Here is a 12078-nt window from a genome sequence, read left to right on the forward strand (position 1 = left end):
ATGGTGAATGATCAATTTAAAGTTGTCGGAATAAGACAAAAAGATACGGAGAAAATATCAAAACCTAGTCTTTCGTTCTGGAAAGATGTTTTTATGAGATTTCGAAAAAACAAGCTTGCTATGGTAGGGGTAGTTGTTCTATTCTTATTAGTTTTCATGGCTATCTTTGGACCATATATGACAGGCTATGATTATGCAACAAATGATTTAGCAAATAAAAACCAACCGCCTTCTTCCCAACATTGGTTTGGTACAGATGATTTGGGACGAGATGTATTTACACGTACTTGGGAAGGTGCTCGAATCTCTATTTCTATCGGTCTAGCAGCTGCACTTATTGACTTAACAATTGGTGTGTTCTGGGGTGGTATTGCAGGCTATAAAGGTGGACGTATTGATGAGTATATGATGCGGATTGCAGACGTATTAGCGGGTATCCCTTACTTGCTTTTAGTTATCTTACTAATGGTTGTTTTAGGGTCAAGTGTAGGAACGATGATTCTAGCAATGTCAATTACTGGTTGGGTTAGTATGGCCAGAATTGTACGTGGACAAGTTCTCTCGCTAAAAGGTCAAGAATATGTACTGGCTTCTCGAACACTAGGTGCGAGTACATCAAGAATTATGTTAAAGCACTTAATACCAAATTCAATGGGGCCGATTTTAGTTACGATGACATTAACGGTACCATCTGCAATTTTTACTGAAGCGTTCTTAAGTTTCCTTGGCTTAGGGTTAACACCACCAATTGCAAGTTGGGGAACCATGACTTCTGATGCATTACCCGCATTAAGATATTTTCCATGGCGGTTATTCTTCCCAGCAACCTTTATATGCTTAACTATTTTTGCATTTAATGTGATTGGTGACGGTTTAAGAGATGCTTTAGATCCACGATTACGTAAATAGGAGTGAGAGTATGGAAAAGTTATTAGAAGTAAAAGATTTACACGTCTCATTCCAAACGTATGGGGGAGATGTACAATCTGTTCGGGGTGTGACCTTTGACCTTTATAAAGGTGAGACATTAGCCATTGTAGGTGAGTCAGGTTCTGGAAAAAGTGTTACCGCTCAATCATTGATGAAATTAATTCCGATGCCTCCCGGTAAAATTACAGCCGGACAAATTCTCTTTGATGGCGATGATATTGTAACTAAAACAGAAAAGGAAATGGAAAACATACGCGGCAAAGAAATCAGTATGATCTTTCAGGATCCAATGACTTCCTTAAACCCAACGATGAAAGTGGGGAAACAAATTATGGAAGTGTTGGTTAAACATCAAAATATGTCCAAAGCAGAAGCGGCAGTTAGAGCGACTGAGTTGCTAAAATTAGTTGGGATTCCAATGCCAGAAAAACGTGTAAATCAATATCCCCATGAGTTTTCAGGTGGGATGAGGCAGAGAGCGATGATTGCGATTGCATTAGCAGCGAGACCAAAACTGCTTATTGCAGATGAACCAACAACGGCATTAGATGTAACGATTCAAGCGCAAATTCTTGATCTAATGAAAGAACTTCAAGATCAAACGGGAACTTCAATTATTTTTATTACACATGATCTCGGTGTAGTAGCAAATATTGCGGACCGAGTGGCAGTTATGTATGCAGGACAAATCGTTGAGTATGGTACCGTAGATGAAATTTTCTACGATCCTAGACACCCTTATACATGGGGATTATTAGCTTCTATGCCAAGTTTAGAAAACAATGATGAAGTTGAATTACATGCAATCCCGGGCACACCGCCGAATTTAATTAATCCTCCAAAAGGAGATGCTTTTGCTCCTCGAAATCAATATGCACTGGCCATTGATTTTGAGCAAAAGCCACCAGTTTATCAGGTATCTGAAACACATTTTGCACGGACGTGGCTTCTGCATCCAGATGCACCAAAAGTGGAGCCGCCAGAATCAGTAAAAAGACGTATTCGTAAATTACCCTCTAATTTTGAACATCCGATTCTAGTAGAGGAGGGGAAATAAGTGGCTGAAAAGTTAGTAGAAATTAAAAATTTAAAGCAATATTTTAATGTAGGCAGATCAAATATGGTTAAGGCTGTTGATGATGTTACCTTTGATATTTATAAAGGTGAAACATTAGGTTTAGTTGGAGAATCTGGCTGTGGAAAATCAACGACAGGACGTACGATTATCCGACTTTATGAGGCAACAGGCGGCCAGGTTTTGTTCAATGGTGAAGATGTTCATGGTAAGAAGTCTAAAGCTGATTTAAAGAAGTTTAATCGTAAAATGCAAATGATTTTCCAAGATCCATATGCATCATTAAATCCTAGGATGACGGTAGCGGATATTATTGCAGAAGGCATTGATATCCATGGACTTGTAAATAATTATAAGGAACGTATGGAACGTGTCTATGAATTATTAGAAACAGTAGGATTAAACAAAGAACATGCAAACCGTTATCCCCATGAATTTTCTGGTGGTCAAAGGCAGAGAATAGGAATAGCTAGAGCTTTAGCTGTAAAACCTGATTTTATTATTGCAGATGAACCTATTTCAGCGCTTGATGTTTCCATTCAGGCACAGGTTGTGAACTTATTAAAGAAATTACAACGTGAAAATGGGTTAACCTATTTATTTATTGCTCATGACTTATCTATGGTGAAATATATTAGTGATCGTATTGGGGTCATGTACTTTGGAAAACTAGTTGAATTAGCGCCTGCTGATGAACTGTATAAGAATCCAATGCACCCTTATACACAATCACTTCTATCAGCAATTCCAATTCCTGATCCAGAAATTGAACGGACAAGGAAGAGGAAATCATATGATCCAACAATCCACCAATACTCAACAAAGGAACAAGTGGAAATGCGAGAAGTGACTCCAGGTCATTTTGTTTACTGTTCTGAAAAAGAGTTTAAGGTATTGAAAGAGAAGTATTCAAGTTAAAAAAAACGATCTCAAGAACGAGATCGTTTTTTTATTGTGATTTTGTAAGTCACTGCTTGAATATAAATAAGCTCCAGGCTATCAATGAATTATTTACTTTTTCCACCAATCTCTTTCCAATTCGTTTGGATAGAAGCGGACTTGTTTACAAATTGACCACGCTTTCTTCTGCCAAATACCTTATTTCCAATCCCATTTGTAATCACACCATTTAGGGCAGTTAAGCCGATAATAAGACCAACGACAATCAGAAAGTCAATTAAATAAGCAACCATAATAATACCCCCGTTTCAAATTGAATAACTAAAGAGGTTAAATGAGTCTAAGTCTATTGTATATAATATTTGAAAGATTGCAAAGTATTTCTTCTGATCGTTATGTTTTCATTCCATTTCCTTTAATTGAGAATAAAAAGATATTCTTAAATAGTTTAATAGGGAACCGTGTTTCTAAGCTAGAAAGATATCTCGCTATTTATATGAAATAAATAGTAAACTTTTATATATAATAAAAGGTACAATTAATGAATGTTGAAAAATCAAGATCTTATTATGAAGGTTTTTAATAAAAATGTGACAATATTTATAATAAATAATGAAAATATGAAACTTTTCTCATGGTAAAACGTTTTATAAGTGAAAATTCCAGAGGAAAAAGAAAAGTCAAATAATTTAATTATTTTTACTGTTTTTTTAAAAAAAGGATACCAAATTATATTTTATTGGTGTATAATAAATAATATAAATTACTTATTTAAATTCATTTTAATTTAATACAGTTATTTACTTACTGAACCTTTTAATAATTAGATCCTTCACAGATTAAGGAGTGGATTTCAAATGGTTACATTATATACGTCACCAAGTTGTACATCTTGTCGGAAAGCGAAGGCTTGGTTAGAGGAGCACGATATTCCGTATACGGAAAGAAATATTTTTTCTGAGCCATTATCTATTGATGAGATTAAAGAAATTCTGCGCATGACAGAAGATGGAACGGATGAAATTATTTCTACTAGATCAAAGTCTTTCCAAAAATTGGATGTGAATCTTGAAACATTACCATTACAAGAACTATTTCAATTAATTCAAGATAATCCAGGATTGTTACGCAGACCGATTATCATTGATGAAAAGCGTCTTCAAGTAGGATATAATGAGGATGAAATTAGAAGATTCCTTCCTCGAAAAGTTCGTACTTTTCAATTATTAGAAGCACAAAAGCTTGTTAATTAAAAGCTGGCCCTCACTTTGAGCCAGCTTTTTCTTATATTCGATTATCTCCAATAAAAATATGTTTATGAAGAAAGGGTTGAACTACATTGATAGTCAAAGTATTTGCGAATCTTCGAGAGATATGTGGCGGGGTATCTGTTGAAGTTCATCCTGACGGGGATAGGGTGATTGATATTTTAGAAAGAATGATCACCATGTTTCCTGCCCTAGAAGATGAAATTTTTACTGAAGAGAGAACGTTAAAACCGTTTGTTGCGGTATATATAAATGGACGAAATATTATTCACGCAGAATATCTTGAAACGAAAGTATTAGAGACGGATCAATTTGCGCTATTTCCACCAGTGGCAGGTGGGTGATTTGTTTGAAGAAATCTTGGAGTTCAGAGGGGTTGCCTTACAACAAATCCAACTGTATTTAAAAGAGTTAGGTGGAGAGCGTCTGAATAATCATTTCCCGATTCGTTATCAGGCAGAGAATTGGATTGTATTTATTTTATGTGAAGAGGAAATCTCCTTTACAACTGCCTTTAAAGTGAACAGTGTTAAAATCAAGTTTAGTGCAAATAGTGAAGAACAATTAAACGATGTCATCACCAATTTCAGAAAAAAATCTTTTAGAGCTGGCGGTTAATATTGAGGTATCCTTTGATACAAAGAAAAGAGGTTTTGTACGAGGAATTAAAATCCTAGAACAAACCTCTCTTTTTATTTCTATGAAGGACGTTGTATTAAATGATTTCAAGTTCCCGTAATTTTTCTTCAGGAACAATGCCATCTGCCCAACCGCGAGCTTTGTAATATTCATCAAGCATGATATCCATACGGCTGACATAGCCTTTACTATTTCCTGTAGCTGCTTCTTCTGTAAATCGTTTTGGCAAGAAATCATCCTCGCGATTGTTATAGCCTGCTAGATTGTTATAATAACGTTCTAAGTTGTAAATTCGTTCCCCAGCTTTCATAATATCATCCGCAGTCATTGGAATTCCTGTCATTGAACTGTATTGTTCTGCATAATGCTCCGCATTTTCTGAGAAAGAAGAGAATTTACAAATATCCATTGAATCTCCAAATGAATGGAGGTCTTGGAATACTTTTAATAATTCGCCTTTACCCTCTGGAACAAGTCGGTCTGTCGGTTCTGGAATTCCAGCAATTTCACTTGCTACTGTATAACCACGTAAATGACATGCACCACGGTTACTTGTCGCATAACCTAAACCAATACCTTGTATCCCTCGTGGATCGTATGCAGGAATCGATTGCCCTTTAACTGACATAGAAAGTTCAGGTACTCCCCAAGAGGCTGTTGCACGAGCTGGTCCGTCTGCAAGAACATCTCCTAAACCATTACGGAAGGCAATGTCTTTTGCGAGCTCGATCATGGCGTCTGCATCTCCCCATACTAGTTTCTCGGAGATAATGCCTTTTTCATAAGCTTCCATTGTAACTGAGAAACAGTGACCAAGTTCGATCGTATCGTATCCATATTCATTACAGAGGTTTATCAAATAAGCGATGGCTTCTGAGTCACTTAAGCCGCAGTTTGAACCGAGCGACCAACCAGATTCAAATTCAAAGCTTTCGACTTTTGTTTTGTACTTGCCTGACTTGACCTCAACTTCAATTTTACAAGCAACTGGGCAAGCATGACAGGCATTGTTTTTTGATAAAATATTGGCATTTACCCATTCGCCACTATGCTTTTCCGCTTCATCCCAATGTGTCTCCTGTGAGTTGCGAATTGGTAGTGCACCGACTTCATTAATCAGGTTTGCTAATACGTTTGTACCGTATACAGATAAACCACCTTTTCTTGGTGCTGTTAAACCGCCATCCATAATTGCCTTTGTTGCTTTTTTTGTTGCCTCTTTATAATCATCAGCTAGTGCTGGCTGAGGCATATTCCCTTTTTGTGCTGCTTTAATAACAATTGCTTTTAAATTTTTATACCCAGCAACTGCTCCTGTACCGCCACGACCGGCTGAACGATCATGTTCATTCATAAAACCGGCAAATCGTACTAAGTTTTCACCAGCCTGTCCAATTGTCATAACAGATAAATCTTTTTCACCATATTTTTCTTGCATGGCTTTTACGGTTTCTCTCGTACCTTTTCCCCAAAGATCCATTGCATCACGAAGTTTTGCTTGGCCATTTTCGATATATAAATAGACTGGGTGATTGCTTTTTCCTTTGAAAATAATATTATCGACCCCAGCCCATTTTAAGCGGGCAGCTGTCCATCCGCCCATATGTGAATCTGTAACCGTTCCTGTTAATGGTGATTTCGTTACGACACAAAGGCGTCCGCTCATAGTTGTACGAGAGCCTGTCACAGGTCCAGTCATAATACATAATATATTTTCTGCTGATAAAGGTTCTATTTGCGGACCATTATCAAGGACATATTTTACACCAAGGCCGCGGCCGCCTATGTACTTTTTAACATCCTCTTCTTTTATTCCTCTGTAATCAATCGTACCTGCTGTTAAATCAACGACAACTTCTTTGTTGTTTAAACCGCCGAGTGTCATGTTTCCCACCTCTTTTAGTATTTTTAAAATTTACTATACTTTAAATCTCATGATATATGAAAATATTTATAAAAAGCTGTACATTAATTTTACAGCATATCCCATATATTGAAAACAATTTTGCTTTATAATAAGTGTTATAGGTCAGAAGAAGGGGAGGGGAAGATATGGAAAACGGGTTGCAACGGTACTCAAGGCAAATCCTTTTTGGGCCCATTGGGGTAGACGGACAAAAGAAATTAATGAACAGTCGGGCTGTCATCGTTGGAATGGGGGCACTAGGAACTGTAATAGCGAATCATTTGGTGCGTTCTGGAGTAGGGGCTATTCGTATCATTGATCGTGATTTTGTTGAAGTATCTAACTTACAAAGGCAATCTTTATATGATGAAGAAGATGCCAATAATGGGTATCCTAAAGTCATTGCAGCTAAGAAAAAGTTAGAAAAGATTAATTCTACGATCTCGGTTGAGGCTGTGATTGCCGATTTAAATTTGGATAATGCCGAAGATCTCCTCGCTAGTTTTGATGTGATTGTCGATGGTACGGATAATTTCTCAACTCGATATTTAATAAACGATGTAGCAATTAAATACAATATCCCATGGGTTTATGGCGGGGCCGTGAGTTCAAGGGGAATGTTTACAAGTATTATTCCTGGAAAAACCCCTTGTTATCGTTGTATTTTTCCTCAGGTACCATTAGGGTTAGGGGAGACATGTGATACAGTAGGGGTGTTATCACCATTAACAGATATTATCGGTTCTTATGAGGCGATGGAGGCTATAAAAATTTTAGTTGATGCTAAAACCAATCCTCATTTGGAACAAATTGATATTTGGCATCATACAAATTTTCAAATGGACATTTCAAATGGTCGCAATGAAAGTTGTCCTGCTTGTGTTGGGCACAAATATGAGTTTCTCGATCGGTCATCCGAGCAACAAGTGATTTTCTCTACGCTATGTGGTCGTGATACCGTTCAAATCAACCCTCGACTTAAAAATGAAATTAATTTAGAAAAAATGGCTAAACGGTTAAGAAATAGTGGGGATGTAAAGGGAAATCCATACTTATTGCGTTTTTCTCCGAATGAAGATTTGACGCTATCGGTTTTTAAAGATGGAAGAGTGCTCATTCATGGGACTGATGATCCTGTAAAAGCCAAATCCTACTATACAAAATATATTGGAACTTAATGATAGTCTACTTGTTAAACGGTAATATTCCTGTTAAATAGGTAAAATAATTTGTAATAATATATTTCGTTCTAAGTCTTTTCAAACCTGGATGTGTTTGTTACAATATAGGGTAATATAATAGGCATTAGATGGTTTAAGAAAACGTAGTACATTTTAATTCCCTTTATTGTCTTTTTATCATAAAATAAGAGTACAAGGTACAAAATAAATTTATCACATAAAATTTAACAGGATTTTGTATCTGTATGGGGGTATTTTGTCCCTTCAACCAATCCGGAAGGGAGTGTTGCGAGATGGAAATCGAGCGTATTAATGATCATACCGTAAAGTTCTATATTTCTTATATTGATATAGAAGAGCGGGGTTTTGATCGGGAGGAAATCTGGTACAATCGCGATCGCAGTGAAGAACTTTTCTGGGAAATGATGGATGAAGTTCACCGTGAAGAGGAGTTTTTAGTGGAAGGACCTCTCTGGATTCAAGTTCAGGCACTTGACAAAGGTTTAGAGATTTTGGTGACAAAGGCTCAACTTTCAAAAGATGGACATAAATTTGAACTTCCAATTCCAGAAGATAAAATGAAGGACTTAGCTGGTGATGGGCAAATAGATGATTTGTTTGACCAACATTTCAGTTCATTAGTTGATGATGACTCCATTTATGAGGATCAGCTAGATTTTGTCATTAAATTTCAAGATTTCGAAGATGTCATTTCTCTTTCAAAAGAAACATATTTGGATGATTTAACAACTAAATTATATTCTTTTGAAGATAAGTATTATTTATATATAGAATTCTCTGAAGACATGTATGAAGAGAATGAAATTGATAATATATTAAGTATTTTGCTTGAATATGGTCAGGAAACAAATGTAACGATCCATAGAATTCAAGAATACGGAAAATGTATTTTAGATAAAGACGTTTTTCCAAATTTAAGAAAGTATTTTAACTAATATACCGATTTCCCTTGTGAAATCGGTTTTTTCAATATGTATCATTAACTGCAAGGAACAACCTTTACAGAAGTTGTCTTGATTTTGGAGGTTAGAATGAAAAATACGGTGAAAGTGCTTCTGTTTCTTGGCATTCTAGCACTTATCTTTTATTTAACTGATACTTATAAGTACATGATTAGCGGTTTTTTTGGGTATGTAAGTATTATTATCACATTAACGGTCATTGTTATTGGGTTTGTCATTTTTCTGGAAAATCGTCATCCAACACAAACTCTCACTTGGCTTGTGGTTCTCGGCGGTTTTCCGTTACTTGGATTTATTTTTTACCTATTGTTTGGTCGAAATTATCGTAAGGAAAAAATGTTTCGAAAAAAGTATTTTCTTGATCGACAAGCATTTTTACAATATGAAGGTCAGGATCCTGTTAGTGAGGAAAAGTTAAATCGAGCCGGAGAACATCAAAAAAAACTTTTTCATTTAGCGCAGCGCTTAGGAAACAGTCCGATCTCCTTTGGCACTGATACGACTGTCTTAACAAATGGAGAGGAAACATTCCATCATATATTAAAAGAACTAGAAAAAGCCGTACATCATATCCATTTAGAATATTACATAGTCCGCCACGATGACATTGGCTCTAGGATTAAACAGATCTTAATTGAGAAAGCTCGAGAAGGAGTAAAAGTCCGTTTCTTATATGATGCGGTTGGTTCCTGGAAGCTTTCCAAGCAATATATTGAAGAATTAAGAAACGAAGGAGTTGAAATGATCCCCTTTGGACCTGTTAAACTCCCCTTTTTAAATAGTAAGTTTAACTTTCGAAACCATCGGAAAATCATTGTGATTGATGGAAGTATCGGATTTGTAGGGGGATTAAATATTGGCGATGAGTATTTAGGGTTAAGTCAAAATTTTGGTTTTTGGCGTGATACTCATTTAATGCTTAAAGGGGAAGCTGTTCGGTCATTGCAATTAATCTTTCTGCAGGACTGGTATTATATGACGAATAAAAGTTTTTTGACATCAGAGTATTTATCTCCGGTTCTCGAAGAAAACAAGCATGGCGGGGTCCAATTAATTGCGGGTGGGCCGGATAATGAATGGAGTGCAATTAAAAATATTTTTTTTGCCATGATCACATCTGCGAAAGATTCTGTTTGGATTGCCTCTCCTTATTTCATTCCTGATGAGGATATTTTTACAGCACTGAAAATTGCTGCATTTAGTGGGATTGATGTTCGTTTACTCGTTCCCAACAAGCCAGATAAGCGAATAGTTTTTCATGCATCACGCTCTTATTTCCCAGATTTATTAGAGGCAGGTGTGAAAATTTATGAATACGAAAAAGGATTCATGCATAGTAAAATAGTGATTGTTGATCATGAATTAGCCTCCATCGGCACATCCAATATGGATATGAGAAGCTTCCACTTAAATTTTGAGGTAAATGCGTTTTTATATCGGACAATCAGCACGGAGAAGTTAGTTACGGAATATTTAAATGATCTTCAAGATTCTAGAGAAATTAATGGCTTAGAATTTAAGAAAAGACATCTTGGCTATCGCTTGCTTGAATCCACCTCAAGACTACTTTCCCCGTTATTATAGTAAAATTAGCCGATTGGGGAAAAGTCCATGAACTTTCTATGGACTTTTCTTTTTTATGCAGGAAAATGAATCTCCGTAACGAATGATATCCATAGATTAATAGCTAATTCGACATGAAAAAGTTGACTAACCTGCTTGAGCAAGCCTTTATTAGCTGAATAGTCAGCCAGAATGGTGGAGTGAACGATTAAAAACAATGCCAAATGAAGATTATCCTTTTATCGTTCAATTTTTGTTAGTCGTTTTTTCAGCATAACATAGGAGGTTGCAAACATGTTAAAAGCTTTACGAGAAGATGGGACACCGTTACAATTACTGCCGAGACTTTCAAAGGAAGTGTTAAAAAAAGAAAAAGAGGTAGGGAGGTTTTATTGTCCAGAATGTAAAGAGAAAGTGATAATGAAAATCGGAACACAACGAATCGAACATTTTGCCCATGAGGCAGGAAGCCAATGTGTTGAAAGTTATGAGCGAGAGTCTATGTATCATTTAAATGGAAAACAGCAATTATATCATTGGCTTGAAACACAAAGACTTCAACCGAGATTGGAACTTTATTATGAAAAATTGAAGCAAAGGCCAGATCTTAGCATCAAATATGCTGCTAAAGAACATGCCATAGAGTATCAGTGTTCGACTATTCCACCGGAACTCATGAGCAAGCGTACAAACACTTACTTTAAAAATAATATCAATTGTATCTGGATATTAGGTGGTAGTGGAATTAAGCGAAAAGCGGAACAGAAAGTGACATTATCAAAATTCGATTATTTATTTCTCAATAAGAACCTCGCTGGAAATTGGTATATCCCCTATTATTGTTCAGTTTCCAAACAATTCATCTTCTTAATGGATATTATTCCTATTGCATCAAAAAAAGCCCTTACCAAGTTAACGATATATCCTTTACAAAGATTCTCTTTTCAACAGCTTTTATCTCCTAACGGAAGTAGTTCTATTCATACTGAAGATTGGCGGAACGAAGTGAGAGCACAAAAGTTAGGAATCGCGATTAACGGGAAGTATTATCCCAAATTTTTAACAGAACTATATAACCATGCCTTAAATATATCATTGCTCCCTCCATTTATTGGTCTTCCGATTTATAACGCCCCTATTATTGAAACATCACCGCTTATTTGGCAAACTTATCTGTTTATCGATCAACTGTTACATAAAAAAGCGAATGATCTCATTACTTTTAGTGAGGTTTATCGGAGTTTTATGCATCGAATTCAAAAAGATCAAATCAAACTCCGGTACCTTCCTTTAATACACAATACAAGTCCTACGTTACCACTAGCAGAATATCTACGATTATTGGTGAAATTAGAAGTATTAGAGGGGGTGAATCTTAATACATTTAGGTTAAGAAGGGGCATAGAACTTCCAAACCATGTTGTTGAAGGGCAAAGGTTAGAGGATCAATTATATAAAGACTTTCAGCACGTATTGTTTCAGCATAAATGAATTATGCTTCTAAGGCATATATTAATAAGGATTGTATAATTAAATTAGCTCCGCCGATAAAAATCTGACACATCCGCTGGAGCTTAACCCTCATTCAGCCCAAAGGTTGAAGCCCCAATGAATGGGGAGTTTTATATACAAG

The 12078-nt window shown here is 36.1% G+C and carries 12 protein-coding genes; 10 read left to right on the forward strand and 2 right to left on the reverse strand.

The genetic code is table 11. The features are described from left to right. From R4Z10_RS05300 to R4Z10_RS05310, 3 genes are read left to right on the forward strand one after another with little or no spacing between them, the layout of a single operon-like run. Positions 1-909, forward strand: a complete 909-nt coding sequence (locus R4Z10_RS05300) for an ABC transporter permease (RefSeq protein ID WP_338472164.1) — start codon at positions 1-3, stop codon at positions 907-909. Between the two features lie 10 nt (positions 910-919). Continuing rightward, positions 920-1987, forward strand: a complete 1068-nt coding sequence (locus R4Z10_RS05305) for an ABC transporter ATP-binding protein (protein WP_338472165.1) — start codon at positions 920-922, stop codon at positions 1985-1987. Continuing rightward, entirely contained in the window at positions 1988-2923 is a 936-nt protein-coding gene (locus tag R4Z10_RS05310; protein ID WP_338472166.1) for an ATP-binding cassette domain-containing protein, read from the forward strand. It begins immediately after the preceding gene. 89 nt (positions 2924-3012) lie between these two features. On the opposite strand, the gene R4Z10_RS05315 is transcribed toward R4Z10_RS05310, so the two are convergent. Next, on the reverse strand, positions 3013-3198 hold the full coding sequence (locus R4Z10_RS05315) for a hypothetical protein (protein ID WP_338472167.1): 186 nt from the start codon (positions 3196-3198) through the stop codon (positions 3013-3015). Positions 3199-3762: 564 nt separating this feature from the next. Between R4Z10_RS05315 and spxA the strand changes: the two genes are divergently transcribed. The 3 genes from spxA to R4Z10_RS05330 all read left to right on the forward strand — a co-directional run bounded on the left by spxA (position 3763) and on the right by R4Z10_RS05330 (position 4791). Beyond that, a complete protein-coding gene (gene spxA, locus R4Z10_RS05320; RefSeq protein ID WP_338472168.1) occupies positions 3763-4158 on the forward strand; it encodes a transcriptional regulator SpxA in 396 nt (131 codons plus the stop codon). A gap of 86 nt (positions 4159-4244) precedes the next feature. Further along, complete coding sequence (locus tag R4Z10_RS05325; protein WP_338472169.1) at positions 4245-4517, forward strand: ubiquitin-like small modifier protein 1; 273 nt, start codon at positions 4245-4247, stop codon at positions 4515-4517. Position 4518: 1 nt separating this feature from the next. Next, the gene (locus tag R4Z10_RS05330; RefSeq protein ID WP_338472170.1) at positions 4519-4791 is read left to right on the forward strand and encodes a hypothetical protein; all 273 of its coding nucleotides are present in this window, start codon (positions 4519-4521) and stop codon (positions 4789-4791) included. A 97-nt stretch (positions 4792-4888) separates the two neighbouring features. Here the strand turns inward: R4Z10_RS05330 and R4Z10_RS05335 are convergent, their stop codons facing one another. After that, the gene (locus R4Z10_RS05335) at positions 4889-6697 is read right to left on the reverse strand and encodes an aldehyde ferredoxin oxidoreductase family protein (RefSeq protein ID WP_338472171.1); all 1809 of its coding nucleotides are present in this window, start codon (positions 6695-6697) and stop codon (positions 4889-4891) included. A gap of 167 nt (positions 6698-6864) precedes the next feature. Between R4Z10_RS05335 and R4Z10_RS05340 the strand changes: the two genes are divergently transcribed. The 4 genes from R4Z10_RS05340 to R4Z10_RS05355 all read left to right on the forward strand — a co-directional run bounded on the left by R4Z10_RS05340 (position 6865) and on the right by R4Z10_RS05355 (position 11936). Further along, on the forward strand, positions 6865-7896 hold the full coding sequence (locus R4Z10_RS05340) for a ThiF family adenylyltransferase (protein WP_338472172.1): 1032 nt from the start codon (positions 6865-6867) through the stop codon (positions 7894-7896). A gap of 296 nt (positions 7897-8192) precedes the next feature. Then, positions 8193-8855 (forward strand): adaptor protein MecA, encoded by a 663-nt coding sequence (gene mecA, locus R4Z10_RS05345; protein WP_338472173.1) that lies wholly within the window; start codon positions 8193-8195, stop codon positions 8853-8855. A 96-nt stretch (positions 8856-8951) separates the two neighbouring features. Continuing rightward, positions 8952-10466, forward strand: a complete 1515-nt coding sequence (gene cls, locus R4Z10_RS05350; RefSeq protein ID WP_338472174.1) for a cardiolipin synthase — start codon at positions 8952-8954, stop codon at positions 10464-10466. 273 nt (positions 10467-10739) lie between these two features. Continuing rightward, positions 10740-11936, forward strand: coding sequence for a competence protein CoiA family protein (locus tag R4Z10_RS05355; RefSeq protein WP_338472175.1), 1197 nt, complete (start codon positions 10740-10742; stop codon positions 11934-11936). The last annotated feature ends 142 nt before the right edge of the window (positions 11937-12078 follow it).

Origin of the sequence: Niallia sp. XMNu-256 (assembly GCF_036670015.1) — a bacterium.
Classification (GTDB): Bacteria; Bacillota; Bacilli; order Bacillales; family Cytobacillaceae; genus Bacillus_BD.

Excerpts from the sequence above, each read along its gene's own strand:
- R4Z10_RS05300 (WP_338472164.1), top strand. The coding sequence starts at position 1 with ATGGTGAATGATCAATTTAAAGTTGTCGGAATAAGACAAAAAGATACG.
- R4Z10_RS05355 (WP_338472175.1), top strand. The coding sequence starts at position 10,740 with ATGTTAAAAGCTTTACGAGAAGATGGGACACCGTTACAATTACTGCCG.
- R4Z10_RS05305 (WP_338472165.1), top strand. The coding sequence starts at position 920 with ATGGAAAAGTTATTAGAAGTAAAAGATTTACACGTCTCATTCCAAACG.
- R4Z10_RS05335 (WP_338472171.1), bottom strand. The coding sequence starts at position 6,697 with ATGACACTCGGCGGTTTAAACAACAAAGAAGTTGTCGTTGATTTAACA.
- spxA (WP_338472168.1), top strand. The coding sequence starts at position 3,763 with ATGGTTACATTATATACGTCACCAAGTTGTACATCTTGTCGGAAAGCG.
- R4Z10_RS05315 (WP_338472167.1), bottom strand. The coding sequence starts at position 3,198 with ATGGTTGCTTATTTAATTGACTTTCTGATTGTCGTTGGTCTTATTATC.
- cls (WP_338472174.1), top strand. The coding sequence starts at position 8,952 with ATGAAAAATACGGTGAAAGTGCTTCTGTTTCTTGGCATTCTAGCACTT.
- mecA (WP_338472173.1), top strand. The coding sequence starts at position 8,193 with ATGGAAATCGAGCGTATTAATGATCATACCGTAAAGTTCTATATTTCT.
- R4Z10_RS05340 (WP_338472172.1), top strand. The coding sequence starts at position 6,865 with ATGGAAAACGGGTTGCAACGGTACTCAAGGCAAATCCTTTTTGGGCCC.